The 25682-nt window shown below is 48.2% G+C and carries 25 protein-coding genes; 18 read left to right on the top strand and 7 right to left on the bottom strand.

Translation table 11 applies throughout. From position 1 onward, the window contains the following. Positions 1-239: 239 nt before the first annotated feature. Positions 240-944, bottom strand: coding sequence for a hypothetical protein (locus T504_RS0103755; RefSeq protein ID WP_033169710.1), 705 nt, complete (start codon positions 942-944; stop codon positions 240-242). A 75-nt stretch (positions 945-1019) separates the two neighbouring features. On the opposite strand from T504_RS0103755, the gene T504_RS0103750 reads away from it, so the two are divergent. Beyond that, positions 1020-2726 carry a phosphoethanolamine transferase gene (locus T504_RS0103750; RefSeq protein WP_033169709.1) on the top strand — a complete coding sequence of 569 codons (1707 nt, stop codon included), beginning with the start codon at positions 1020-1022 and terminating at the stop codon, positions 2724-2726. On the opposite strand, the gene T504_RS0103745 is transcribed toward T504_RS0103750, so the two are convergent. From T504_RS0103745 to T504_RS0103725, 5 genes are all read right to left on the bottom strand, one after another. Further along, positions 2727-4301 (bottom strand): ATP-binding cassette domain-containing protein, encoded by a 1575-nt coding sequence (locus T504_RS0103745; protein WP_033169708.1) that lies wholly within the window; start codon positions 4299-4301, stop codon positions 2727-2729. After that, positions 4298-5929 (bottom strand): thiol reductant ABC exporter subunit CydD, encoded by a 1632-nt coding sequence (gene cydD / locus T504_RS0103740; protein ID WP_033169707.1) that lies wholly within the window; start codon positions 5927-5929, stop codon positions 4298-4300. Before cydD ends, T504_RS0103745 begins: the two co-directional genes overlap by 4 nt. A 36-nt stretch (positions 5930-5965) precedes the next feature. Continuing rightward, the gene (cydB, locus tag T504_RS0103735; protein ID WP_033169706.1) at positions 5966-6979 is read right to left on the bottom strand and encodes a cytochrome d ubiquinol oxidase subunit II; all 1014 of its coding nucleotides are present in this window, start codon (positions 6977-6979) and stop codon (positions 5966-5968) included. After that, positions 6979-8346, bottom strand: a complete 1368-nt coding sequence (locus tag T504_RS0103730) for a cytochrome ubiquinol oxidase subunit I (RefSeq protein ID WP_033169705.1) — start codon at positions 8344-8346, stop codon at positions 6979-6981. Before T504_RS0103730 ends, cydB begins: the two co-directional genes overlap by 1 nt. A 131-nt stretch (positions 8347-8477) precedes the next feature. Then, a complete protein-coding gene (locus T504_RS0103725) occupies positions 8478-9698 on the bottom strand; it encodes an HAD-IC family P-type ATPase (RefSeq protein ID WP_051635184.1) in 1221 nt (406 codons plus the stop codon). Between the two features lie 145 nt (positions 9699-9843). Here T504_RS0103725 and ispE point away from each other — a divergent pair, with 145 nt between their 5' ends. The 13 genes from ispE (at position 9844) to T504_RS0103660 (ending at position 21079) form a co-directional block, all read left to right on the top strand. Beyond that, positions 9844-10710 (top strand): 4-(cytidine 5'-diphospho)-2-C-methyl-D-erythritol kinase, encoded by an 867-nt coding sequence (ispE, locus tag T504_RS0103720; protein WP_033169733.1) that lies wholly within the window; start codon positions 9844-9846, stop codon positions 10708-10710. A gap of 32 nt (positions 10711-10742) precedes the next feature. Next, positions 10743-11468, top strand: coding sequence for a GntR family transcriptional regulator (locus T504_RS0103715; RefSeq protein WP_033169704.1), 726 nt, complete (start codon positions 10743-10745; stop codon positions 11466-11468). Positions 11469-11498: 30 nt separating this feature from the next. Next, positions 11499-12866, top strand: a complete 1368-nt coding sequence (glmU, locus tag T504_RS0103710) for a bifunctional UDP-N-acetylglucosamine diphosphorylase/glucosamine-1-phosphate N-acetyltransferase GlmU (RefSeq protein WP_033169703.1) — start codon at positions 11499-11501, stop codon at positions 12864-12866. A gap of 144 nt (positions 12867-13010) precedes the next feature. Then, entirely contained in the window at positions 13011-13958 is a 948-nt protein-coding gene (locus tag T504_RS0103705; protein ID WP_033169702.1) for a ribose-phosphate diphosphokinase, read from the top strand. Between the two features lie 136 nt (positions 13959-14094). Continuing rightward, positions 14095-14766, top strand: a complete 672-nt coding sequence (locus tag T504_RS0103700; RefSeq protein ID WP_051635186.1) for a Crp/Fnr family transcriptional regulator — start codon at positions 14095-14097, stop codon at positions 14764-14766. 144 nt (positions 14767-14910) lie between these two features. After that, on the top strand, positions 14911-16206 hold the full coding sequence (locus T504_RS0103695) for an SPFH domain-containing protein (protein ID WP_033169731.1): 1296 nt from the start codon (positions 14911-14913) through the stop codon (positions 16204-16206). A 20-nt stretch (positions 16207-16226) separates the two neighbouring features. Beyond that, positions 16227-17330, top strand: coding sequence for a TFIIB-type zinc ribbon-containing protein (locus tag T504_RS0103690; RefSeq protein WP_033169701.1), 1104 nt, complete (start codon positions 16227-16229; stop codon positions 17328-17330). A gap of 12 nt (positions 17331-17342) precedes the next feature. Then, positions 17343-18143: a TPM domain-containing protein gene (locus tag T504_RS0103685; protein ID WP_051635183.1), complete on the top strand. Its 801-nt coding sequence runs from the start codon at positions 17343-17345 to the stop codon at positions 18141-18143. A gap of 190 nt (positions 18144-18333) precedes the next feature. After that, the gene (locus T504_RS0103680) at positions 18334-18714 is read left to right on the top strand and encodes a DUF2691 family protein (RefSeq protein ID WP_033169700.1); all 381 of its coding nucleotides are present in this window, start codon (positions 18334-18336) and stop codon (positions 18712-18714) included. A 494-nt stretch (positions 18715-19208) separates the two neighbouring features. After that, positions 19209-19604 carry a hypothetical protein gene (locus T504_RS0103670; RefSeq protein WP_033169698.1) on the top strand — a complete coding sequence of 132 codons (396 nt, stop codon included), beginning with the start codon at positions 19209-19211 and terminating at the stop codon, positions 19602-19604. An 82-nt stretch (positions 19605-19686) separates the two neighbouring features. Next, positions 19687-20046 carry a hypothetical protein gene (locus T504_RS0103665; RefSeq protein ID WP_033169697.1) on the top strand — a complete coding sequence of 120 codons (360 nt, stop codon included), beginning with the start codon at positions 19687-19689 and terminating at the stop codon, positions 20044-20046. Positions 20047-20245: 199 nt separating this feature from the next. Further along, the gene (locus T504_RS15075) at positions 20246-20431 is read left to right on the top strand and encodes a ShlB/FhaC/HecB family hemolysin secretion/activation protein (protein WP_369793606.1); all 186 of its coding nucleotides are present in this window, start codon (positions 20246-20248) and stop codon (positions 20429-20431) included. A gap of 192 nt (positions 20432-20623) precedes the next feature. Next, the gene (locus T504_RS0103660; RefSeq protein WP_033169696.1) at positions 20624-21079 is read left to right on the top strand and encodes a MarR family winged helix-turn-helix transcriptional regulator; all 456 of its coding nucleotides are present in this window, start codon (positions 20624-20626) and stop codon (positions 21077-21079) included. Positions 21080-21141: 62 nt separating this feature from the next. On the opposite strand, the gene trxA is transcribed toward T504_RS0103660, so the two are convergent. Further along, positions 21142-21474, bottom strand: a complete 333-nt coding sequence (trxA, locus tag T504_RS0103655) for a thioredoxin (RefSeq protein ID WP_255327114.1) — start codon at positions 21472-21474, stop codon at positions 21142-21144. 210 nt (positions 21475-21684) lie between these two features. Between trxA and T504_RS0103650 the strand changes: the two genes are divergently transcribed. The 4 genes from T504_RS0103650 to nagA all read left to right on the top strand — a co-directional run bounded on the left by T504_RS0103650 (position 21685) and on the right by nagA (position 25681). After that, positions 21685-22518 (top strand): undecaprenyl-diphosphate phosphatase, encoded by an 834-nt coding sequence (locus tag T504_RS0103650; protein WP_033169694.1) that lies wholly within the window; start codon positions 21685-21687, stop codon positions 22516-22518. 148 nt (positions 22519-22666) lie between these two features. Next, a complete protein-coding gene (gene pth, locus T504_RS0103645; RefSeq protein ID WP_033169693.1) occupies positions 22667-23290 on the top strand; it encodes an aminoacyl-tRNA hydrolase in 624 nt (207 codons plus the stop codon). Further along, positions 23283-24524 (top strand): radical SAM family protein, encoded by a 1242-nt coding sequence (locus tag T504_RS0103640; RefSeq protein ID WP_033169692.1) that lies wholly within the window; start codon positions 23283-23285, stop codon positions 24522-24524. The genes pth and T504_RS0103640 overlap by 8 nt, the downstream gene beginning before the upstream one ends. A 2-nt stretch (positions 24525-24526) precedes the next feature. Continuing rightward, positions 24527-25681 carry an N-acetylglucosamine-6-phosphate deacetylase gene (gene nagA, locus T504_RS0103635; protein WP_033169691.1) on the top strand — a complete coding sequence of 385 codons (1155 nt, stop codon included), beginning with the start codon at positions 24527-24529 and terminating at the stop codon, positions 25679-25681. The last annotated feature ends 1 nt before the right edge of the window (position 25682 follow it).

Raw genomic sequence — 25682 nt, 5'->3', positions numbered from 1 at the left:
AGCCTTGACGTTCCGCGTGAAGCAAGAAATTTTTGCCTGCGTTCTCGTTGGAAAAGCAGTTTCGTCCAAGCGAAGCGCGTTTAACTGTTTTCCAACTCTTAATTAAAAGGCAAAAATTTCTTGTAGCGGGTTGTCACCGGTGGAGCGTTGGTACTGGGGTCCTCGCCGCCGGCGACTTACCTCGAACACGAACTGGGTAATACTCCCCTGCAAACTGTAATTTCACAGGTCTTTTTGGCTTAGATGTCCCAGTGGAGTTTTTCTGGGTTTGGAGTTGCTTTATCGACTTCGCTGAGAATCCACGAAGCGTTGTCGTGGGTCGCGGCGAAGGCCGTTTCGAGACCGGCTTCGTATTGCGCTGGAATTTCCATGGAGTGGATAGCCATATGCATGTAATCTTTGGCAACCAGTGTAACGCCGCGTTCGGCCGCCAGCTGGGCTTTGAAACGGTAGCCGTAGTACAGATAGCTGTTGTGCGCTACGGGAATATCTTTGTAGAAATCGATGCGCTCATCGGCCTCGGCTTCGGCTTCCTTGGTCATGTCCATTTGATGGAGCAGGTTCCAACGATCCGCCCAGAGCTCCCCGCGCAGAATGTATTTATAGAGGAAATCCGTGGATTCCGCCAGTTCAATCGCTTGATTGATATGCGTGAGCGCGGCATCGTTTTGTTTTTGGTCTCGTTCGATGAGACTGAGGCGCTGAAGCGCGTAAACTTTTTCCTCGACATCTTCGGAGTTTTCCTCGTCGATTTCTGCTTCGACGATGCTGTGAAAGAGTTCTAACGCTTCTTCGGTCTTATCGATGCCTTTCATGGCAAGAAAATGAGCCAAACGGGCCCGGGCATGCCAATTGTCCATGCCGCCGACAAAGAGCGAATGAGGCGGTTTTGCCGGGGTGTCCATTACCAAGTGTACCAATTTATGAAATTCATCTTGTGTCATGAAAATTTCCTCCCATATCATGATATAATAATGACATTATATCATGATTTTCGCAGCAGGGTAGGGGGCTTTTTTGTGCGCTGTAAGGCATTTTTCCTAAAAGTTTGGGCTCGGATGCAGCAGATAGTAGAACTGCAGCCGGGATTGATACTGGGGATTTTTGGCTTGAATTTCTTTACGATAGCCTGGCAGAACATCCATATGTATAAGGCACAGCAGTTGCCGGTATTGGCAATAGATGCGGTGTTTCTGCTGGCAGGTGTCATGCTTTTGGTTATGGGAATCGGACTGATTCCTTATCAAAAGCTGCGGCAGGGGATCTTGCAGATTATCTTGGTAGTATCGGCAATCTTGGGGGCCTTGGAGTGTTTTTCGATTTACAATTACCAGACTTTGGTTGGGGCAGGAATCATCACGGCGCTTTTGCAGACGAATTTTCATGAAGCGGGGGAGTTCCTGCGAATGTATGTCGGCCTGAAGGGAGCGATGGCAGGCTTTTCTGTGTTGGCGGCTTTCGCTGTTGTTTATCGCTGTGGTTATCAGCCAAGGTTTACGGTTATGACTCGGCACAAACGGAGCCGGCTGCTGCCTGCTTTTTTATTCGCAGGGCTTGGTGCTGGCATTTGCCTTTGGCAGCAATATCATTCGTTTGTGATCAATGATTCGCTGGATATCCCAGCAATACGGGTGGGGCGCGCCATTGGCACATCTGTGCGAAATATTCAGGCCTTTGAGGAACTCAAGCAGCAGGCTGCCGCGAATGTAGAAATCACGGAAAATGACAGTGATGTTCCGTATGTAGTGTTTATATTGGGGGAGTCTACGAATCGTGACCGGCTGCACCTTTATGGCTATCCACTGGAAAATACGCCCAATTTCGATGCGCTGAATCGCAAGGGCGAGCTGGCGGTGTTTCGCGATACCATCAGCCCGCAGGGGGCTACTGTGGCGGCGTTAAGAGAACTCTTTACGTTCCATGATGTCGAATCCGATAAGGAATGGTATCAGTACAACAATCTAATCGATGTTATGAAAGCTGCCGGCTACAAGACGTATTGGCTTTCCAATCAGGAAAGTTCCGGCATCTGGGGGAATGTAGCGCAGCTTTTTGCCGGAAGAAGTGATGTGAAGCATTTCACCCAGCTGCGCGAGTCGCATGAAGATGGCGGGCGGCTGGATGAGGAGCTTTTTCCCTTGCTGGATGAAGCACTGCAGCAGCCAGCGGAAAAGAATTTCTACGTGCTTCATCTCATGGGAGGGCATGGACTTTATTATATGAGATTCCCATACCTCTTTACGAAATTTACCAAGGAGGATATTCCCGCACCCCAGAATGAGTTATCTGAAGAAAAGCGCACGGAAATCGCTCAGTATGAAAATGCCATGTATTATAATGACTTTGTCGTAAGTTCCCTTTTGGGGAAATTCCAAGATAAGGAAGCCATTGTTATCTATTTGCCAGATCATGGGGAGACTATTTACGATAACGGCAGTAATTTTGCCGGTCATGTGGAGGAAAATCCGAATCATCAACAGTTGGAAGTTCCGCTCATATTCTGGGCCTCGCCCAAATACAAAGAAAAACATCCGCAAAAATGGCAGGCGGTTTGTGAGGCGGTAAATCGTCCGTATATGACGGATGATATGATTCATACGATTATGGACTTGCTCGGAATCCGTACGGAGGATTTCAATCCGACCAAAAGTGTGATAAACCCGAAATTCGATGCAATGCGTAAGCGCATAGTTCGTGGTAGAGATTATGATACAGAGATGAAATAGTTATAGATGGATGACCTGCTTCATTTTGGCTGCGGCTGGTGAATCATGGGTGATCAATAGCAGCGTCCGTTGCTGCCTGTCAAGCTCGTCGAGGAGCTCGGTAAGCAGTGCGGAGGCTGTTTTTTTGTCGAGTCCGGCAGTGGGTTCATCGAGAATCAATAATTCGCCAGGTTTTGCCAGGGCTAGGGCGGTGAGCAGGCGGTTTCGCTGTCCGCCCGAGAGGTTTTGTGCGTTTGCCATAAGGGGTGTGTCGAGTCCGGCAGGTTGTGCAGCCAGCCAATGGGCCAGCTGGGAAACTTTCAGGCAGTGGCAAATCGCCGCATCGGAAATCGCAGGGATGAGCCGCTGGAAGTTGTCGCGAATGGTGCCCGTGAAGAGAAAGGCGGTTTGAAGATTGGCTGAGAGTTGACCGGTCAAATGGATAGACCCGCTGTCCATTGGCCAAAAGCCGCAAAGAAGTCCAGCCAGTGTGGTTTTGCCTGAACCGCTGTCGCCAACAATGGCGGTATGCTGCCCAGGTGCTATACCGAAGGATAGGCCGCGAAGGATGGGAATCTCTGGTTGATAGCCGAAAAACAACTGTTGGACCGATAGCAGGGAATTTGACTGGTCAGTGTGCTGCGTGGATTTTACTGCTGGCAGGGGGGAAGGCTGTACCAAAACCGCTTGTGCCGCCTGCTGGCTTTGCTGAATCGTGCGAGCTGCTGCAGCTAGTAGCTGCAGTTCCTGAAGCTGGGCCAAAAGTATCATCAGCCAGACGGAAAGGTCAAGGAAGCTCAAAGAAGAGTCAATTAGTACAGCTTGTGCAAGGCTGGCCAATAGCAGCAGAAAGACAAAGGCATCGAGCAGTTGAAGCAAAAAATCGATACGATAATCGTAGGCTGATTCCTGCTGTTGCTGCAAGTTTAACGCATTTGCCTGCTGATCCAAATGAGGTAGGAAGGAGGCCCAGCTGCCAGCGGCACAGAGTTCGTCGTGGCCGCTTATTGAATCGGATAGAAGCGTCCGGTAGGTGCTGGCTACTGGTGTGAGGAGTCCGGCTGTCCAATAGGGAAGCAGCAGGTGCAAGAGAAAGAGGGGCAAAAGAAGAAGGGCGATCGTTCCCACCAGCGGATAAAGGGCGGTGATGATAGCGAGGAGCAGCAGCAGGTTTATAAGGGGCGGCAGCAGACCGCGTAAGTAAAAATCCCGCAAGATGCTGCACTTTGCCGATAAGGCTTGCAGCCATTGTCCTTGTGCAGTCAGTCCTTCGCGAAGAGGCAGGGCGGCAATTGCCCGGTCGTAGAGGAATAGTTGAAGTGTTGTAAAGCTATGAAATGCCAGCTTATGGGAAAGATAACGTTCGAGGTAGCGGAATATCGCCCGGCCGATACCAAAGGCTCGAACGCCTGTGATTGCAAGGGTAAGCATGGCAAGCGGCGTTTGTAAGGCGGCGGAGGAAATAAGCCAAGCCGCAGTTCCTAGAAGGCCAATGGCGCAGATGGCAGCGGAAAGAGCGGCCAGTGTGGAAGCCAGGATGGCGGTGAACTTTGGCAGCTTTAACAGTTCTTTGAGAAGTGTTTGATGGGAAATCATATCGGTTCACCTCCTGGCTGTAGTTCGATGATATTGTCAGCAATGGCTTTGACGGCTGGCCGATGGGAGACTAGAATTACCGTCCGATGGCGGGAGAAGACCGTGATGGCACGCAAAACCTGCTTTTCCAGTGCTTCGTCCATGCCAGCAGTAGGCTCATCGAGAAGGGTGACCGGACGGTTTTGCAGCAGCGCTCTTGCTAGTCCTAGACGTTTGCGCTGACCCTCCGAAAGCGGAAGACCGCCTTGTCCCAATGGGGTATCGAGACCTTGGGGCAGCGAGAGATACCATTTATCCAGTGAGGCGAGCCGTAGTGCCTGTCGGATGCGTTCGTCGGGAACCGATTGAAACAGGCAAATGTTGTTCCGCAGGCTGGCAGCAAAGAGATGGGGTTCCTGGGGAATATAGGAAATCAGTTTTTGGCGGCTGCTTTCTGCCATAGTGGTAAGGAGCTGGTCGTTAAGGGAAATCGTACCGGAATCTGGCTGGTAGAGTCCCGCCAGGAGTTTTAGCAGCGTGCTTTTCCCGCTGCCACTTGAACCGGTGAGCAGAGTAATCCTGTCCGCAGGAATGGTGAGAGTCAGTTGATCGATGACCGCTGTGCAGGCACCGGGATAGCTATAACCTAGCGAGTCAAGATATACTGAAGGTGGCACTTGAAGCTGCTGGCAGTGACCAATGGGAGAGTCCGTGCTGGCAGTTTCCAGGAAGTCCTGTAAATTTTGCCAGGCAGTGTGTGCAGTCATAAGCGTATGGAAAACAAGGCCTCCCTGCCGTAGTGGTTCGTAGAATTTGGGGGCTAGCAGCAGCACGAAAAAGGCAATGGCAAAGGGAAGCGTATTGGCAAGCAGCCGCAGACCTGTGCTGACTGCAATAATGGCAATGGATAAGGTGGTGATGAGTTCGAGGGCGAAGGAACTGACAAAGGCGAGCTGCAGTACCGCCAGGGAGGCAGCAGCGAAGGCGCGGCTTAGAGAAGCGAGCTGCTCTCGTTGCTGATTTTCCTGGTGAAAAAGTTTTAACATGACCATACCTTGAAGCAGCTCGTGAAAGCCCTTGGTCAAAGCTTCTAAGTGATGCCATTCCCGTTGACTAGCTTTTCTCGTGGCCTGCCCGATAAGGTAGAGTAAGAATGGAGCAATAGGCAGGGTGAGGAAGAAAAGAAGAGCCGTGATCGGATCGATGGTTAGCATGGCCGCGAGGAGAATCGGCAGACGTATCAAAAGGGAAGCCAGTATGGGGAAAACTTTGGTAAAAAGAGGATCCAACGCGTCAACGGTTTCAACGGCCAGTAGCGAATAATCGCGGCTGGTTGTTGGTTGGCAGGGAAGTTGCTGATGAATGAGCAGCCGGTATTTTTTTCGCATGTCGGCGGATAGTTTTTTCCAATGGGTCTGTTGTCGATAGTATATCCAGGCGCGCAGGCAAAGCATAAGAAACAGCGCCAGTAGAACTGGCGCCGTTTCGGCCATATGATGGATATCCTGGGTATAGAAATGGTTCAACAGCCCAGAAAATTCCCAGGCAATGGACAGAATGAGCAGACTGGCGGCAAGCTCGTAGCTGGCTGGTAATATTAAGGATTTCTTGGGCAGCTGCCAAAGCTGTTGCAACAGTTGGTTCGTCATAATTCGTTACCTATATAAACGGATAGAAATGGAAAATTAATGATTCTCTTCGCAATCCTTGGGAGATATCCGCTGCCGGAAAATCCAATAGGTCCAGCCTTGATAAATCAGTACGATGGGAACCAGGATAGCTGCGGCTATCGTCATGATTCCAAGAGTATAAGGAGTAGAGGCTGCATTGTGGATGGTGAGGCTCCAATCCGGATTGAGGCTGGATACCATGAGCCGTGGAAAGAGGCCGGCAAAGAAGGCCAGTGTGGTGGCGACAATAGCCAAGGAACTCAAGCAGAAGCTGCTTTGGTAATGACCGCGAAACAGCTTCCCATATCCAAGAAGGAAAAAGACTCCGGCGGCCATCAGGGCGGTTCCGCCTAAACAGCTATGGAACAAGTCGGTTTTTAGGAGGGTCATCAACAGGCAGAATACAAAGGCGATAATGGCGAAGGCACCGGTACGCTGCGCAAACAGTTGGGCCCTTTTTATCAAGCCGGCATTGGTCAGTCGTTGGGTGAGAAACGCTGCACCGTGGAACGTAAAGACCAGCAGGAAGGTGATGCCGCCTATGATACTATACGGGGTCAAAAGGTCCAGAAAACCACCCGTGTAAATCATTTTCTCGTTGATGGGAAGTCCCTGGATGAGGTCGATGACGGCAACACCCCACAAAAAGGCGGGAAGAACACTGCCGAAGCAGATTGCGCCCTCCCAAAAGCGATGCCAGCAGAGGCTGGTGTGGCGTCCGCGCAGTTCAAAGGCAACGCCACGTAAAATAAGGGCGACCAGCATCAGGAAAAGGGCCAAATAGAAGGTGGAAAACATGGTGGCATATACATGGGGGAAGGCGGCAAAAAGAGCTCCGCCAGCAGTAATCATCCAGACTTCGTTGCCATCCCAGACCGGTGCAATGGTGCGCAGTACCTGGGTGCGTTCGTCATCGCGGGAACTAAGGAACGGCAGCAGCGCACCAACCCCGTAATCAAAGCCTTCCAGCAAGAAGAACCCAGTAAAAAGAACCGTAATCAGTATGAACCAAATAACTTGGAGATCCATCATGCATTCCTCCCTTCATCGGGAATCGTGGTCGTTTGGATATGGCGGAACGCAATGTAGAGTGCCGCCAAAATGAGCAGTAGGTAAAGAACCGTAAAACCAATGAGAGTGAGCCAGACGGAACAAGCCGTAAGATTCGGCGAAACGGCTTCAGCAGTGCGCTGCAGACCAACGACAATCCATGGCTGCCGGCCGGCTTCGGTGATAAACCAGCCCGTAGAATTGGCAAGGAAGGGCAAAGGCAGCAGGAAAGGCAGAATCTTTAGAAGCAGTGGGAATGACAGCAGGCGGCCTTTCAGTGCCAGTAATGCGGTGGTAAATGCCAGCAACAGCATGACGCCGCCCGCACCGACCATGATGCGGAAGCTCCAGAACAGCGCGGGAACATCTGGACGATAGTCCCCTGGGCCATATTTGGTCTGATATTCTTTTTGGAGCGCATTGATGCCGCGGACTTCGCCACTTGGTTTGTTGTAGAGCATGAAGGAAAAAACGCCAGGAATGGCTAGTTCGGTATCGTTGCGGGATTTATCCATATTGATATCGGCGGCGATGGCAAAGGGCGCTGGATCCGCCGTTTCCCAAAGTGCTTCGATCGAGGAAAGCTTCATGGGATTAGCAGTGGCCAAATATTGCGTATGCATGTGGCCGCTTCCCATAACGCCGAGAATACCGATGGCCATGAAGATGGCACCGCCTTTTATGGACTGCGTGAATGCATAACGGGAGGTTTCATCGTGGAGCAGTTTCCAAGCAGAAACTGCCAGCACTACGAAGCCGCCGGTGCTGATACCTGCAAAGAGGGCATGAGAGTATTCTCCGCAGACATAAGGATTGGTAACAAGTGCCAGAAAATCCGTCATGATGGCCCGGCCGTTTTCGATAGCAAAGCCCGCTGGATGCTGCATAAAGCTATTCGCAACAAGAATCCAGAAGGCAGAAAGGTTGCTGCCAATGGCTACAATCCAGATGCAGGCGCAGTGCAGTTTTTCGGAAAGTTTATTCCAGCCAAACACCCAGATCCCCAAAAAGGTAGACTCCAGGAAGAAGGCGGTAAGTGCCTCCAGGGCAAGTGGAGCACCGAAGATGTCTCCCATAAAGCGTGAATACTCCGACCAGTTCATGCCAAAGTGAAATTCCTGTACGATACCAGTGACAACGCCCAAGGCAAAGTTGATGAGAAAAATAGTGCCAAAGAAGCGAACCAAACGTTTGCTGGCAGCTTTCCATTGGGGACGTTTCGTGGTGACAAAACAGGTTTCGAGCAAAGCGATGAAAATCGATAGACCCAACGTTATGGGAACGAAAAGAAAATGATACGTCGTCGTGATGGCAAATTGCCATCGGGATAAGAGCAAAGCATCCATAAAATCTTCCCTCCTTTGTGAGGAATCAAGAAATGAAAAGAGATAACTTCGATTTCTTTTATTATATGTCAGAATATTGGGAATTACAATAAAATAAAAAAGACCTCCCGTAAAAATGGAAGGTCTTAAAGTTAGGCACGTAAAGAATTAAAGAGAATCATCAGTGAGGCACAGATTTGACCAGTCAAAGCGGCAGCTGGTGGGAGAAATGGACCACCAAAAGTTTTGACAAGTCCCATGGCTGGTGGCAACAAAAGCACCCAGAAGAGGAGAGCGACAATACGGTTTTGCTGGACGATATCCATGACTCTATGACTGAGTTCGGATAAGTGAATAAAATCGCTGATGTTGCTGCTTTTTATAATAATAGAACTGTTTTCGGGCAGGTCGATATCGTGGGCAGCATCGCCGGTTTTGACTGGTACGGGGCCAAGATGGATACGCAGGTCAGCCTCAGCCATGGCAGCTTCATCGCGGATGCCGTTGCCAATCATCGCAACGGTGCAGCCGTGGGTTTGCAGCAATTTTATTTCGCGGGCTTTTCCCTGGTCGGTGAGTTCGGAACGAGCGATATCAATGCCGGCCTGTTTGCTGATGGCATTGGCTGTCCGCCGGCTGTCACCGGTCAGCAGGACCAGCTGGATGCCTTTTTTCTGCAGCTGATTGAAAGCCTCGGTGGTTTCTGGTGGAATGTTGTCGTCTAGAACGATGATTCCACGGCAGTATTTTCCGTTGGCCACAAATACGGTCGATTGGCCGCGTTGGGTAATCTGATCCGCCCGGGTTAGCAGGTCGGCACCAATGTCGACGCCTTCTTCCAGCAGCCATTCCGCTTTTCCTACGCGGACTGGGGCACGGTTAATCAAAGCCTCCATGCCACAGCCGGGAATTTCATTGGAGGCGGAAAGGGGCTGCATACGGGCTTGTCGGGAAATCGCTGCCTGATAGATGGCCTGTCCGAAGGGGTGCTTTGCTTCGCGTTCTGCGGAAGCGGCCAGTCCTAGCAGCGTCCCTTGGCTCAATCCCGCGGGAACGATACCGGCCACGTACGGCTTGCCTTCGGTGACGATGCCGCCTTTGGAGACGGCCAAAGCATTGATTTTATCAAGGATGGCCAGCACATCCGGCGTTTCTAGTTCGATATTCAATTTTTTGGCTTTGGCAGTACCTCGGGCAAGTGGCAGCGCTTTGGTAAGCCAAAACGGAAGAGGAAGCCCGACAATCAAAATCGAAAGAAAGATATTAAGGATGGTTTCTTTCGATTCACCGGTAGAGAACCAGTAGGCACTCATGGCAAAAGCCAGTAAAACGGCAAGGGCGGTAAAATAACCGATGGATGTTTGTTTTTTCATGGGATTTACCTCGATTTTGCAGTATTCTAATCCTATTATCCTGCAAAACTTGGAAATGTGCAACAGAATCCATGGAAACACTTGAACCCGTGGGGAAATATTGCTATCCTAGTATAGATAAAGATTTCGAAAGGATGTGTCTATGGTGATTCAAGTTGATGGAAATGCGAAAATAAACCTGACACTCGATATCCTCGGCAAACGGCCGGACGGTTATCATGAGGTAGCCATGGTCATGCAGGCAATTTCCCTCCATGACACGATAGCGATGGAAAAGACAACGGGGGATATTACGCTGGCTATCAATGTTCCTTGGCTGCGCGCGGATGAAAAAAATCTAGCTTGGCGCGCCGCTAAGCTCATACAGGAGGAGTATGGCCTAACCGGTGGGGTTGCGATGAAGCTGACCAAACGGATTCCTGTGGCGGCTGGATTGGCCGGTGGAAGCACGGATGCAGCAGCTGTACTGCGTGGCATGAATGAACTTTACGAGTTAAATCTCTCCGATGAAATACTTTGCAAGCTGGGGGCACGTCTCGGTTCGGATATTCCGTTCTGCCTGATGGGCGGGACAATGTTGTCCACGGGCCGTGGGGAAGTGCTCAAACGTCTGCCGGATATGCCGGCTACCTGGGTAGTATTGGCAAAACCACGTATTTCGGTTTCGACGGCATGGGCCTATACGAATTACGATGCGAAGGGTGCGGAGAAGCATCCGGATAACGAGAGAATCCAGCAGGAAATTGCCCGCGGCGACCGAAAAGCCGTAGCCGGATTGTTGTGCAATGTGCTGGAAAGTGTTACTATTAATAAGTATGATGTGATTTCCCAATACAAGCAGATGATGATGGAACAGGGAGCACTTGCCAGCATGATGTCTGGAAGTGGTCCGACCGTCTTTGGCTTGGCGGAGAGCAAAGCATCAGCGGAAAAAATAGCCGCGTTTTTGCGGGAAAACACCGACGCCAATGTATTTGTAACGCGTACGGTGGGTATGACGAAAAGATCCTAATAGTATCAAAACCAGAATTGAGGGAATCGTAAATGGACAACAGATTAGCTCCCATTAAGCTTGACAGCTATCAGCCGCTGCGAGAGGTTGTATGTGAATCCCTGCGTGAGGCAATTCGCACGGGGATTTTGAAACCCGGTGAGCGCATCATGGAGATACAGCTTGCCGAGGAATTAGGGGTAAGCCGTACGCCGGTACGTGAGGCTATCCGCAAGCTGGAATTGGAGGGCTATGTAGTCATGATGCCGCGTCGCGGTACTTATGTGGCTAACATGTCTATCCGTGATATCAATGAAATCTTTGAAATTCGTACGGCTTTGGAATCCCTTTCCAATGGTTTGGCGGCAGACCATATTACCGATGAAGAACTGGAGCATTTACAGCGCCTGCTGGTCATGATTGGCGGCTATATCAAGGAAGGCAATATGGAAAAGATTGTCGAAACGGACATTGAGTTCCATGATACGATGTATCATGCGGCCCGTAATAACCGCTTGGTGGGGATTATCTCGAATCTTCGCGATCAATTGACGCGTTTCCGTACCCTGTCGATGTCGTATCCAGGCCGTTTGGAGGCAACGCTCGAAGAACACCGACTGATTGTGGAAGCAATTGCGCAAGGCGACCGTAAAGCTGCCAGCAGGGCAGCGGAACGGCACATGGAAAATTCCGAAAAAACCCTTCTTCAGGCAATGGATGCCATGAAAAAGAAGAATGAATCCAAAGCCAAATCGAAAAAGAAAAAAGCTGAGGCATAAACCTCAATAGCATAAAGGAGTATTTTCAACATGTCTGATTTAGTAACAGTTATTCTGGCTGCCGGTAAAGGTACCCGTATGAAATCGAAATTGCCAAAGGTCCTGCACAAGGCAGCTGGCAAATCCATGGTACAGCATGTCATCGATGCGGCAAAAGCTGCTGGTGCTAAGCGTAATATCGTGGTAACGGGATTCGGTGGCGATATGGTTCGCGAGGCCATCGGTGACCAGGCGGAATTCGCCCAGCAGAAAGAGCAGCTGGGGACGGGCCATGCCGTTATGCAGACGGCTGACCTGTTGAAAGATGAGACGGGAACGGTCATGGTTCTCTGCGGGGATACGCCGCTTTTGACGGGTGACCTCTTGAAGAAACTCTTCGATTCCCATGTAGAAGCTCAGGCGAAAGCCACAGTGCTCACGGCTATCATGCCGGATGCTACGGGGTATGGCCGCATCATCCGCACGGCCGATGGTTCTGTCCAGAAGATTGTAGAACACAAAGATGCCACGGAAGAAGAGCGTCAGGTAAAAGAGGTAAATTCTGGCATCTATTGTTTTGATGCCAAGGCATTGTTTGAATCCTTGAAAAAGGTTACGAACGATAACGCTCAGGGCGAATATTATTTGCCGGACGTTTTGGAAATCCTGCAGAAACAGGGCGAGAAAATCTGGGCTGTGGCTGCGGATGATTACGAGTCTACGCTTGGCATCAATTCTCGCCAGCAGTTGGCTGGTGCAGAGAAAATCCTGCGCCGCCGCAAGAATGAGGAACTCATGGCGGAAGGCGTAACGCTGATGGACCCGGATACGACTTATGTCGATGCGGATGTCAAGGTTGGTCGCGACACGGTCATTTATCCGATGACTTGGCTCGAGGGCAATACGGTAATCGGTGAGGAATGTGAAATCGGACCAAGCATCCGCTTCCAGAATGTCAAGGCGGGCAACCATGTGACGGGGCAGTTTACCTATGCCCATGACTGCGAATTGGAAGACGGGGTTATTCTCGGTCAGTTCACGCATATCCGTCCGGATACTCATCTGGCTGAAGGCGTCAAGATCGGTAACTTCGTCGAAGTCAAGAATTCCACGGTGGGCAAAGGCTCCAAACTGCCGCATCTTTCCTATATTGGCGATACCGATATGGGTTCGGGCTGCAACATGGGCTGTGGTACCATTACGGTCAACTATGATGGCAAGACGAAATTCCGCACGAAAATTGGCAACGATGCGTTCATCGGCTGCAACTCGAATCTCGTTGCACCGGTTGAGGTTGAAGATGGTGCCTATGTAGGGGCAGGCTCCACCATTACCAAGAAGGTTCCTAGTAACACGTTGGCTATCGCCCGTGCACGCCAGACGAATATCGAGGGCTGGAAAGACAAGCGCAACAGCTAAGCGAATTTTTAATAAATTTTTAAAAACAAAGTAAAAGCTTTATGTTATTTTGGTACAAACAGTGCTATACTGTTGTATAAAGGGTGACTTTGCTCACTCAGGAGAAGAAACTACTAGTAAAACGATTTGGAGGATTTTTACAAAATGGCTTTAGACACTGGAAACTTATGCATCCTTACCGGTAACGCAAATCCGGAACTGGCAAAAGAAATCGCTGATCACATCGGCGTCAATCTCTGCGATGCATATGTCGGTCATTTCAACAACGGTGAGACGCAGGTCATGATTAGCGAAAGCATTCGTGGCAAGGACATTTTCATCATTCAGCCGACTTCTTATCCGGTCAACGACAACCTGATGGAACTTCTGATTATGGCAGATGCCTGCAAACGCGCTTCCGCTCATAGCGTTACGGCTGTAGTACCGTATTATGCTTATGCACGTCAGGACCGCAAGACGCGCGGCCGTGAGCCAATTTCGGCTAAGCTCGTCGCTAATCTCATGGTTACGGCAGGTGTTACCCGCGTCGTTACCGTTGACCTCCATGCTGGTCAGATCCAGGGCTTCTTCGATATCCCGGTTGACCATCTGGCTGCTGCTCCGGTTATTGCCAACTATTTCCGTGAGCAGAAACTCGAGGATGTTGTCGTCGTATCGCCGGACCTCGGTGGCGTTACTCGTGCTCGCATCCTGGCTGACCATCTCCATGCACCGATTGCCATCATCGAGAAACGCCGTCCGAAACCGGGCTGTGCAGAAGTCATGAACCTCATCGGTGATGTTGAAGGCAAGACGGCTATCATCATCGACGATATCGTTGATACGGCTGGTTCTCTTTGTGAGGGTGCTAAAGCTCTGGAAAAACGCGGTGCAAAACGCATTTTCGCATCCTGCTCTCATGCAATTCTCAGTGATCCGGCAGTTTCCCGTATCAATGAATCTCCTATCGAGAAACTCGTTATCACCAACACGATTCCGGTACCGCCGGAGAAAAAATCCGAAAAAATCGTTGCACTGTCCCTGGCTGATGCTCTTGGCGATGTTATCATGCGCATCCAGAGCCATCGTTCGGTCAGCCAGTTGTTCCGCTAATTGACGAAATTGGCAATAGTAACAGCCTGTTCCTTGAGGAGCAGGCTGTTTTTGTGCATAAGTTACAGAAAAGGATAGCAGGATGAGGTATAATGAAGCAAAGGAATTTGGAAGAGGAGGAATCGATTTGGAAAAAGTGCAAACAGTTACGGATCTTTTTATTGAACACTTTAGTTTTTGGCCTCATCTGTCAACGCAGGAAAAAGAACTCATCAATGCGTATAGTCATATCGTCCATTATAAAAAGGGGACACAGGTTCATCAGGGACCGCTGGACTGCATAGGGGTATTGCTCGTGAAGCGCGGTCAGCTTCGTGTCTATACCATGTCGGAGGATGGGCGGGAAGTGACGCTGTACCGTCTTTTCCCGGATGATGTTGGGATTTTATCAGCATCTTGTGCACTCGATGCGGTAACGTTTGATGTCTATATCGATGCGGCCGAGGATACCGAAGTGTTGTTGACGGATTCCGTGGCCTTTCGCAAGTTGGCAAAGGACAATATCTACGTGCGGTGCTATGGGTATGAGATGGCCTCGAACCGCCTTTCGGAGATGCTTTGGAAGATGCAGCAGGTTTTATTCCTATCGGCAGACCGGCGCTTGGCGATTTTCCTGTTGGAGGAGAGTGCTAAGAGAAACAGCAGGGAGATTCACATGACACATGAGGAGATTGCCCGCTTTATGGGAACTGCCAGGGAAGTGGTCAGCCGGCTGGTGAAGTATTTCAGTCAGGAAGGCTGGGTGAAGACATCAAGGGGCTGCATTTCCTTGACGAATTATGATGCTTTGAAGGATTTAGCAGGCTGATAGCGAATTTAACGCTGAGAGACAATGTGAGGTTTGTTTCTCAGCGTTTTTTTATTGTAAACTTGTATTTTTATAATGCGGTATTGGTATAATGAAAATTCATTCAGCATTAGGAAGAAATAACAGTTGGAAGGGGAGCGCTTTATGGGACTTATAAAGGCAGCTGCCGGTGCGGTAGGCGGCGTTCTGGCGGATCAGTGGAAGGAATTTTTCTACTGTGATAGTTTGACAACAGATACCCTGGCCGCAAAAGGGCAAAAGCGTACGAGTGCGCGCAGTTCGAACACCAGTGGTGAGGACAATATCATTTCGAATGGCTCTGCCATTGCGGTCAACGACGGGCAATGCATGCTTATTGTGGAACAGGGGAAAGTAGTGGATATCTGTGCTGAGCCGGGAGAATACATCTATGATGCGTCAACGGAACCATCTGTTTTTGGTGGCAATCTGCGCGAGGATATCAAAGCGGTTTTTGCCCGGATGGGCAAACGCTTTACGTATGGCGGCGATACCGGCAAAGATCAGCGGGTGTACTATATCAATACGAAGGAAATCATGGGGAACAAATACGGCACGCCAAGTCCGATTCCCTTCCGTGTAGTGGATGCGAATATCGGTCTGGATGTGGATATCTCGATCCGGTGTTTTGGCGAATACAGCTATCGGCTCACGAATCCGATTCTGTTCTATACGAATGTTTGCGGCAATATTGAGGATAGATATGATCGAAGTGAAATCGATGGACAGCTGAAGACAGAACTCATGACCGCTCTGCAGCCGGCATTTGCCAAGATTTCTGCCATGGGAATCCGTTATAGTGCTTTGCCGGGGCATACGCAGGAAATAGCCGATGCGTTGAATGATGTCTTGAGTACGAAATGGGGGGAGCTGCGTGGTATTGATGTGATATCCTTTGGTGTCAGCAACGTCAGTGCCAGTGAAGAAGATCAGCAGCTGATCAAGGAGATTCAGCGCAATGCAGCATTCCGGAATCCCAACATGGCTGCCGCTCATTTGGTGGGAGCACAGGCAGAGGCGATGCAGACTGCCGCAGCCAATGAAGGTGGTATGGGAGCTGCATTAGGTTTTATGGGGATGAATATGGCTGGACAGGCTGGCGGGATGAATGCAGGCAATCTGTATGCCATGGGAAATAAGCAGGCGGCATCAACCGCTGCGTCGGCTGTTCAATCGCCAGCCGCGGGGAATAATTGGACGTGTGCCTGCGGTGCGGTAAACGATGGTAAGTTTTGTTCGGAATGTGGCAAGCAGAAGCCAGCGGCAGCGGATGCTTGGGACTGCAGCTGTGGTCATAAAGGGAATACGGGCAAATTCTGTTCGGAGTGCGGTGCGCCAAGGCCTGCTGGCGTATGGACGTGTGCCTGTGGTGCGGTAAATGACGGCAAGTTCTGTCCGAACTGTGGGAAGCCGCGGCCGTAACGTGAGAGGAGGAAATGCAAATGGCAGAAAGCTCTGTGAGCTATAAATGTCCGGATTGCAACGCACCGCTTACGTTTCTCCCCGGTCATGACAAAGTGACTTGTGAGTATTGCGGCAATGAATTTGAGATAAAGACTATTGAGGCGTTGTTCCAAAGCCAGGAAAAGCGAGCCGCAAGAGAAGCGGCTGCGCAGCAGGCTAAATGGAACACGCGAAAGGCTGGCTCGGAATGGTCGGAAGCTGAATCTGCGGCATTGCATACTTGTATCTGTCCCTCATGCGGTGCGGAAGTGGTTACCGATAACAATACTATGGCAACGGAGTGTTGTTATTGTGGCAACCCTACCATGATTCCCAAGAATTTTGGCGGAATGCTAAAACCGGATTACATCATTCCCTTCCAAAAGACAAAAGAGGATGCGGTAGCAGCGCTCAAAGCGTTTTATAAGGGGAAACTCCTTTTGCCGGCAGCATTTACAGCCAATAATCGCGTGGAATCCATTCAACCCATGTATGTGCCATTCTGGCTGTTCGATTCGTCGGTTTCAGCTCATGCCAGTTTTCGGGCCACAAAGTCTGTTGTTTACGACGATGGAGATGAGACCGTCACGGAGACGTCGCATTTTGCTTGTGAACGTGATGGCAGTATGGCGTTCCAGCGCATTCCCGTGGATGGAAGCCGGAAGATGGATAACGACTATATGGAGAGTATCGAACCGTTTGACTATCGGGCGTTGGTTCCCTTCAGTACGGCATATCTGACCGGATATCTGGCTGACCGCTACGATGAGGACGCCGAAACTTCGGCACCGCGAGCCGATAAACGGGTGGAGCAAAGTGTACTGGGCGTCCTGGAGGACAGCGTCCAAGGATATGACACGGTAAATCTTGAAGATTCGGCCATCATCAAGGAAAAGAGTGCGGTTTCCTATGGAATGGTACCCGTGTGGATTTTGACTACCAGGTATAAGAATCAGCCCTATACCTTTATGATGAATGGGCAGACCGGTAAGATAGTCGGCAGTCTGCCAGCAGACAAAAGGAAAGAAATCCTGTATCCAGCGGCAGTATTCCTGCTGGTCCTGCCGTTCCTCTACTACCTTGCGAAATATATCGTAGTGTAAGGAGGAGGCAAAATGATTCGAAAAAAAATACTGATTTGGTTCGTGGGATTTGTGGCACTGGTTGTAGGATGGGGTATTTTTTCGGCAGAGAGCCTTGCGAATGTACCACCGACAAATGCGGTTCCCAGTGTAGTAGATAACGCTGGTCTGCTGAGTAATCAGCAAAAGAGAGAGTTAATGACCAGGATAGAAGCAGTAGAAAAAGAACACGGAGTCCGCATTGGTGTGGTAACCATGAAATCTCTTCAAGGGAAAGATCCTAAGGCAGTGGCTGATGAGATTGTGCTTCGGGATTATAAGAATGGTACTCATGGGGGAATCGTACTGATTCTGGCTATGGAGTCTCGTGATTGGTATGTGTCGACAGACAGTCGTATGCGCAAGATGATTACCGATGCAGAGGGATTCCCCCATTTACGTGACCAATTCCTGCCGGATTTGAAAGATGGAAATTATGCGGATGCCTTTATGGCCTATGTGAATACGGCCGATGAAATGCTCACCTATTATGAGACAGAGGGCGAGCCGTATGATCCTTTTATCGAGTTCAGTATGCTTTCGCTGCTTATCGCCATGGGGGGGGCAGGGCTTATCGCCGCTTTGGTATGGAGCATCCTGATAGGCCAGCTGAACAATGTGCACCCGGCTATCGCTGCCGATGATTATTTGCTGCGAGACAGCATTCAACTGGATGAAAGGAAAGACACGTTCCTTTATACGAACGTGTCGCGGGTAAAAAAAGCAAAAAACCAGGGCAGTTCGTCCTCTGGCAGCAGCAGTAGTAGTTGCGGTGGAGGCGGAGGAAAGTTCTAACGATACGCATTACCAAAGTGGATGACTGTTGGTAATGCGTATTTTTATGGAGAGAGAAAATTTTTTGAGGAATTCACATTGTTTTTATCGAATTATGACAATATAAATTTGACTGTCACTAACTCAAAAGTTCCACATGAGCATAAGTGGGAATGGGATGAAAATGGTGTGCCGAGAAGAGGTAAATAACATGAATGAAAAATACATAGAATTAGAAATACCAAATGAATGGGGAGAGTATTTATACAACCTATTAAATGGATTACAAGAAGAAAAAGAATTACATTGGATGATAAATTATAGTGAAATATTGAAAAAAGAAAATGATTTTTCAGAATTGTTAGAGGAAAAAATATATGAAAATGGTGACTTATTTAAAAGAATAAAGACAGTGTGCTATGTAATACAATTGGATATGTATGCATATTGTAAGGATGGAATGGAAGTTATGCATTTGCGAATTTCAGATTCATCTTATGTCGAAATATGGATGAGTGATAAGTATATTTTTGATAAACTTATAAGAGGGAATATTATATCTGATTATTTAAGGGAGCATGGGATGAATTAACAGATCCATCACGTTATGGAAATTCATTAAATCCAGTGTTAAATGATTTGGTTACGTGCATTTACGGATGGGATGCAACGTGGGCAACGAATATATTATTAATAATATGTTGCCAATTTTATTGATGAAAAAAATATTAGTTCGTTCATATTATTGCTTTTGTTATGGGCGGGGGGAGGTATGGAATGTTACAAAATTAAAGTAATACAAGATGTTGGAGAGAAATATAAAAAATGGTAATTTTGATGATATGCCGTCAAAAGAAAAAACTGTACAGAAGAGTAGAAAGAAGAATAATTGGATATATATGGATTTTGTGTGTGTTGATTTGCCTCTTGTGTTTATTGGAATTGGGATATGTTTTTTGGATAAGCGATTATGGTGGTGTAATGACGTTTTGAGTACGATGGGTTCGGAACAGTAATGTCGTTGACCATTAGGTGAAGTAGATCATGTAACGATTGGAGAAGGTAGCAAGACAGGAGGTACTACAATTGAAATACAAAAGGGAAAGAAAGGATATAAATATAGATATAAAAAATGAAGTGTTAAGAGGTGAAATAAAAGCAATACTTTCTCCGATGATTGGGTTAGAACAAAATGTTGTTGAATTGATGACTAAAGAGAACGGATTGAAAGTGATAGTAGAAGGTGAAGAAAAAGCTGTATATTTTTACTTTGAGAATGTTAGTGAATATATTGTTGTTGATAGATTTGGGGTTTTTTATACTACATACAATGAGTCGTTTAGATATTATTACCAAGAAGATTTTAACAATATATTATATAGTGTAAAAAAATATAATGGGGAAAGTGCATTTTTAGTTGTTACAGAAAATTATTTTATTGAAATTACAGCAGACAATTGGGAGTGGTGTGAACGTATGTGATGGTGGAGTGATTTTTGTGCGTATACATTTTGTCTTATGATGATGCCTTTAAAGAAATAATAAATAGTAAAATGGTGTTAGTATGAAAAAACTTGTTAGTGTAATAAAGGGAAAGTATAAGTTACAAATTCAATTGAATGAATTTGATCGAGATGATACTGGGCTGAATGTAAAAATGATAGGTGATGAAATAATCTATGATATAAGTTTTGGATATATATCAGGTTTCTTTGAAAAGAAAATAAAGCTAAATATAGAACCTGGTGTATATTTATACAATAAGAACAATCTTTTTTTAGAAACTATGAAAGAATGGAAAAAAGCAATTTATGATGAAAATCAAAAACAATATATTATAGTCGGTGAAAATTCGTTTTTGCTTGTGTTATCAGAATGGAAAGTTGAAATAAATAAAGTTATTAATAGAAGGAAAATGGAGTAAAAAGTGAGAGCCTTAAAACAATTAATAGGAATTATATGTAGCATAGGATATATCGTAAATGTTCAGTTTGTTGATGCAGCGCCAAATGACAACCTGCAAGATTCACGATTGCAGGCGCAGGATAGGCAGAATCGCTTAGAGGAGTCTAGAATACGGGTGGACGCGGATTTGCCACTACGCGTGTGGTGGTACCTCAACTTTGACAAAGTTTACGTTTCATGGGCAGTTTGCGATGGATGATATGGTTCTTTATGGTGTAGACAGGATAAGCATAGGAAATCGTTATACGGTAAGAGGGTTCGACGGGAAATATACGCTGATGGCAGGGACCGGTTGGTTTATACGTAATGAAGTGGCGAACCGATTGCCGCATTGTAGTAGCTAGGTGTATTTCGGGACTGATATTGGAAGTGTTTATGGGCAAGGTAGTGAGGACTATACTGGGCATACTATTATTGGAACGGTATTGTCAATGGCTTTTTGATTTCGCCAAGGAAATTAAAATATTCACTTTTCCGCTGAAATGATGATAAAATGTAGAGAAGAAAGATTTACCCATAACATTGAGGTGCAAGATATGAGTGATAAAAAGAAGTTTGATCCGTTGCTTTTGGAAAACCAGCTGTGCTTTCCGATGTACGCATGTGCCAGGAAAATTGTGGCAGCTTACAATCCGTTTTTGAAGGAGTTGGGACTTACCTACGCCCAGTACATCACCATGATGGTGTTGTGGGAGGAGAAGGAAGTTATTATGCGTGACCTTGGCAAGCGTCTCTATCTGGATTCTGGGACGTTGACGCCAGTGTTGAAGAAACTGGAGGCCATGGGCTATTTGAAGCGCTATCGGAGTCCACAGGATGAGCGGGGTTTGATGGTGTCAATTACCGAGAAGGGAAAAGCGCTGCGGAAGGATGCAGAAAAGGTTCCCTACCAAATGGGATGCTTGGTGAATAAAAAGGGGGAGCTGTTCTCTAGTGATGAGATTGAAAAATTGAAGGAACAGCTGTATCAGATTATCCATACGCTGGCATGACTGCAAAAAGCGGCTTCTGTACCCACGGGGGAATACAGAAGCCGCTTTTTTTGATGGCCGATTCACGGAATCAGCTCCTCAACTTTTTCTTTGGGGATCAGGCCGACAGATTCGTTTACTTTCTGTCCATCCTTGAAGACGACGAGCATCGGGATACTCATGACGTCGAACTGGGATGCCAGTTCTGGCTCTTCGTCTACGTTTATCTTGCCGACTTTGATGTCGGGATGTTCTTCGGCAACTTGGTCAACAATCGGGGAGAGCATGCGGCAGGGACCGCACCAGCTGGCCCAGAAATCAATCAGAACAGTGCCCTTTGCTTCAATAACTTCGGCTTGAAAATTATCTTTGGTGATGGTAATGATATCCATGGTGGACCTCCTTTTCGTTCGTATCGTTTTATGACTTGTTGTTGCCTTGATTATAGCATTCCCAGTGAGTGACTTCCGTGATTGGCTCACACAAATGACGTGTAGAGGATAAAAGTATAGAGAATTCAGCAGAAAGTCATGCACAAGTTTTCTTGGCTGTGCTATAATGGGACATGCTTTGAAAATTTAGCATAGATATGTTTAGGAGGAAGCATTACAGTGGATTTGAGTATAATGGATTTGTTGAAGACCATCATTCTCGGTGTGGTGGAAGGCTTGACGGAATGGTTGCCGGTATCAAGTACGGGACATATGATTTTGGTGGATGAGTTCATCCAGTTAAATGTCAGTAAATCGTTTATGGATATGTTCTTGGTCGTTATCCAGTTGGGTGCCATTTTGGCAGTCGTAGCCCTTAATTTCGAGAAACTCAATCCCTGGTCATCGTGGAAGACGAGGCAAGAGAAGAGGGAAACGTTCAGTCTTTGGAAGAAGGTCCTTTTTGCCTGCGTTCCGGCAGCTGTTATTGGACTCTTGTTCAATGACTATATGGAAAAGCATTTCATGACGGCTCAAGTGGTAGCGGCATCGCTTATCTTCTACGGTATCATGTTCATTCTGGTTGAGAATTACAACAAGCATCGCCGGCCGCGTATCAACGATTTGGCGCGATTGGATTACAAGACAGCCTTTATTATTGGTGTGTTTCAAGTCTTGTCGTTGATTCCGGGCACCAGCCGTTCCGGTTCAACGATTCTTGGTGGTATCATTTTTGGTACGAGCCGTTATGTAGCCGCAGAGTTTACATTCTTCTTGGCGATTCCGGTCATGTTCGGTGCAAGCCTCTTGAAGATCGTGAAGTTCGGTTTGGATTTCAGTAGTTCGGAACTCGTTATTTTGCTGGTAGGAATGGTCACTGCGTTTATCGTCTCGATTTTGTCCATTAAATTCCTGATGAGCTATATCAAGACCAATGATTTTAAGGCCTTCGGTTGGTACCGCATTATCCTCGGTATCGTGGTCATTGCTTATTTGTTGATGATCGGCGATCCGACTGCGAATAACTGATAAAACGGGAATCCCATCTTAGAGTCGGTGCTCAAGATGGGATTCTCGTTTTCATTTATTGGTGGAAGTGCGAAGTTTTGCCGGTGGCGAAATTGGAATAACGGCGTTATAATAAGGAATACCGTTTTGAAATGGAGTGACGAAGATAATGAAAATAATTGCTGGTCTGGGAAATCCAGGCAGTGAATATGAGAAGACCAAACACAATGTTGGTTTTATGTTTGTGGATGCTCTGGCAGAAAAATTGGGGGTCACAGACTGGAAGGATAAGTTCGATGCGAAGATTGGTGAGGCGCGCATTGGTGTGGAAAAAGTTCTGCTGGTGAAGCCTCAGACGTATATGAATGAGAGTGGACAGGCGATTGGCCCGCTGATGAATTTCTACAAACTCGATGTAGAGGATCTTATCGTGGTCCATGATGATATGGATATCCCGGCGGGAACCATCCGCATTCGCAAAAAGGGGAGCGCGGGCGGTCATAATGGAATCAAATCCGTGCTAGCTCACGTGGGAGATGAGCACTTTGCCCGCGTGCGTATAGGAATCGGTCGTCCGCTGCCAGGCTGGACGGTCGTCAACCATGTACTGGCACCCTTTGTGCCGGAGGATGTGCCGAAAATTGACGAGGCCATCAAATATTTGGTTCCGGCGGTGGAATGCATTGTAACGGATGATGTGGATAAGGCCATGAATCAGTATAATCCGAAGAAGGCAAAAAAGAAAAAAGTCAAGCCAGAAGAGGTACAGGAGGGAGAAGCAGTCAATGGGTGAAAGGATTACCGCCGTCTATGCTGATGAAGACGGCAATATTTTGGATGCACCGGGGATGCAGGGAATGGGCCGCACGGGGCGTGAGAACATCCTGCTGAAACCGGAAGATTTGATACCGCTGCCGGAGAGTGCGGACCTCATGCTGTTACCGGACCATTTGGCGGTGGGCTGTGCGGAGGATGGCGAAGTTATGCCAATAAGCGGACTGGCGGTAGCCGCCATTCTGCCAGCAGGCTATACCCGACTTTATCTGCCAGCCTATGAGCGGGCTGAGGAGGCCCAGCGACTGCCCTTATACGGGTACACGGCGGTTGTCGTCTACAAGGACGAACTCTATTGTGCGGCGGTCTATACCGATGAAAATCATAAATGGGACCCGATTCACTACAATACGAAAGACTTGAAGAATCTGGTCAAACGTACCAAGAAGGACTTGCCGGGAAACCGCATTGTGGAGCAGGTGGGAGGCTGCAGCCTCAAGTGGCATTGCTGCACGGCGCAGAATCTCTTTTATCGTCGTTGGGAGTGTGGCATTCCTACGTCACCTGTCTGCAATGCCAATTGCTTTGGCTGTATTTCCCTGCAGCCTGCTGAATGCTGCCCGTCGCCGCAGGAACGCATCAAATTCCGTCCGACGCCGGAGGAGATTGCTGAGGTAGGTGTATATCATCTTTCGGTGGCACCGGATGGTATCATCAGTTTTGGTCAGGGCTGTGAAGGGGAACCGTCGCTGGCTGCTGATAATATTGCGGCAGGCATTAAGTTGATACGTGAACAGACCGACAAGGGGCAGATTAATATGAATTCCAATGTTGGCTGGACGGAGGGCGTCAAGAAAATCGTTGATGCCGGACTCGATTCGCTGCGGGTTTCGATTATTAGTGCCCGTGATGAGGGCTATGATGCCTATTATCGGGCCAGCTATCATCTGGAAAATGTCAAAGAGTCGATTCGCTATGCCTTGGATCACGGTGTCTATGTCTCGCTGAATCTCCTTTACTTCCCGGGCTTCAATGACCGGGAGGAAGAATTGGCGGCATGGCAGGATTTCTTCCGTGAGTTGCCGGTTCAGATGATCCAGGTGCGCAATCTCAATATCGACCCAGATGCGTTCCTGGATATCATGCCGGAACCGCAGGGGAAAGCGGTGGGAACCCGAACTTTTATCGAGACCTTGCATAAAGAATTTCCGCAGCTGGTCATCGGTAGTTTTAGTCATTATGTGGAGGATTGAAGATGCTGGCAATAATCAATGGCAAATGCATTCTGCCGGATGAGCAGGGTGATTTTACAATACAGACGGGAAAGGTCATTCTCTGCGAAGGCGAGCGAATCAAGGGGATCGTTTCTGACAGCGAAGCGGCAGCTATGGCGATTGAGGAAACGATTGACGCCAAAGGCGGCTATGTTTCGCCGGGGTTCCTCAATGTGCATATTCACGGCTGTGACGGCATGGACACCATGGATGATGAGGAAATGGCATTACCGCGCATGAGCCGCTTGCAGGCTAAGACTGGTGTCACTGGGTTCCTGCCCACTACGATGACTTGTGCTTGGGAGGATGTGGCGAAAGCCTTTGCGCATATTCGCCACTATCAGCAGCAGCCGCCAGAAGGTGCTCGGATTCTCGGTGCGCATATGGAGGGCCCCTTTATCAGCCCAGCGAAGAAGGGAGCTCAGGCGGAGTGCAATATTCGTCCCGCTGATTTTGAGTTGGTAGAACCTTGGCAGGATGTGGTTCGCATCATAACGTTGGCACCGGAGGAATTGCCGGACTACCGTTTTGTGGAGCTTTGTGAAGAAGTGGGGATTACGGTTTCTATCGGACATACAGCCGCAGATTATGAGACGGTGATGGAGGCGGTAACAAAGCATGGCGTTCATCATATCACGCATCTTTACAATGCCATGACGCCGTTCCACCATCGCAATCCTGGTGTGGTTGGTGCGGCGTTGGACTCGACGGCGAATTGTGAAATCATTGCCGACAATGTCCACTCGCATCCAGCAGCCCAGCGCCTTTTGTATCATGCTAAGGGCGGCAAGAATATCATTTTGATTACGGATTCTTTAAGAGCTTGTGGTGTTGGGGACGGCCCCTCCGAGCTTGGCGGGCAGAAGGTGTTCGTCAAGGGAGAACTCGCAACGCTCGAAGATGGCACGATTGCAGGTAGTGTGGCGACCATGAACCGTTGTATCAAGATTTTCTGGGAAAATACTGGTGCACCATTGGCTCAGGTTATTGAAATGGTAACGAAGACGCCAGCTATGGAGTTGAACCTTTATGAAGAGCTTGGTTCGCTGGAACCGGGCAAACGGGCAGATGTGGTCATTTTTGATGAAGAAGTGAATATAAAACAGACGATTATTGGTGGAAAATTATTCTGCTGAT

Source organism: Selenomonas sp. ND2010 (genome assembly GCF_000702005.1).
Classification (GTDB): Bacteria; Bacillota; Negativicutes; order Selenomonadales; family Selenomonadaceae; genus Selenomonas_A.
This window is presented reverse-complemented; position numbering and strand designations above follow the sequence as displayed.

Bases quoted from the DNA above. Each gene is read 5' to 3' on its own strand.
- T504_RS0103755 (WP_033169710.1), bottom strand. From the start codon at position 944: ATGACACAAGATGAATTTCATAAATTGGTACACTTGGTAATGGACACC.
- T504_RS0103745 (WP_033169708.1), bottom strand. From the start codon at position 4,301: ATGATTTCCCATCAAACACTTCTCAAAGAACTGTTAAAGCTGCCAAAG.
- cydD (WP_033169707.1), bottom strand. From the start codon at position 5,929: ATGACGAACCAACTGTTGCAACAGCTTTGGCAGCTGCCCAAGAAATCC.
- cydB (WP_033169706.1), bottom strand. From the start codon at position 6,979: ATGGATCTCCAAGTTATTTGGTTCATACTGATTACGGTTCTTTTTACT.
- T504_RS0103730 (WP_033169705.1), bottom strand. From the start codon at position 8,346: ATGGATGCTTTGCTCTTATCCCGATGGCAATTTGCCATCACGACGACG.
- T504_RS0103725 (WP_051635184.1), bottom strand. From the start codon at position 9,698: ATGAAAAAACAAACATCCATCGGTTATTTTACCGCCCTTGCCGTTTTA.
- T504_RS0103715 (WP_033169704.1), top strand. From the start codon at position 10,743: ATGGACAACAGATTAGCTCCCATTAAGCTTGACAGCTATCAGCCGCTG.
- glmU (WP_033169703.1), top strand. From the start codon at position 11,499: ATGTCTGATTTAGTAACAGTTATTCTGGCTGCCGGTAAAGGTACCCGT.
- T504_RS0103705 (WP_033169702.1), top strand. From the start codon at position 13,011: ATGGCTTTAGACACTGGAAACTTATGCATCCTTACCGGTAACGCAAAT.
- T504_RS0103695 (WP_033169731.1), top strand. From the start codon at position 14,911: ATGGGACTTATAAAGGCAGCTGCCGGTGCGGTAGGCGGCGTTCTGGCG.
- T504_RS0103690 (WP_033169701.1), top strand. From the start codon at position 16,227: ATGGCAGAAAGCTCTGTGAGCTATAAATGTCCGGATTGCAACGCACCG.
- T504_RS0103685 (WP_051635183.1), top strand. From the start codon at position 17,343: ATGATTCGAAAAAAAATACTGATTTGGTTCGTGGGATTTGTGGCACTG.
- T504_RS0103680 (WP_033169700.1), top strand. From the start codon at position 18,334: ATGAATGAAAAATACATAGAATTAGAAATACCAAATGAATGGGGAGAG.
- T504_RS0103665 (WP_033169697.1), top strand. From the start codon at position 19,687: ATGAAAAAACTTGTTAGTGTAATAAAGGGAAAGTATAAGTTACAAATT.
- T504_RS0103660 (WP_033169696.1), top strand. From the start codon at position 20,624: ATGAGTGATAAAAAGAAGTTTGATCCGTTGCTTTTGGAAAACCAGCTG.
- T504_RS0103650 (WP_033169694.1), top strand. From the start codon at position 21,685: ATGGATTTGTTGAAGACCATCATTCTCGGTGTGGTGGAAGGCTTGACG.
- pth (WP_033169693.1), top strand. From the start codon at position 22,667: ATGAAAATAATTGCTGGTCTGGGAAATCCAGGCAGTGAATATGAGAAG.
- T504_RS0103640 (WP_033169692.1), top strand. From the start codon at position 23,283: ATGGGTGAAAGGATTACCGCCGTCTATGCTGATGAAGACGGCAATATT.
- nagA (WP_033169691.1), top strand. From the start codon at position 24,527: ATGCTGGCAATAATCAATGGCAAATGCATTCTGCCGGATGAGCAGGGT.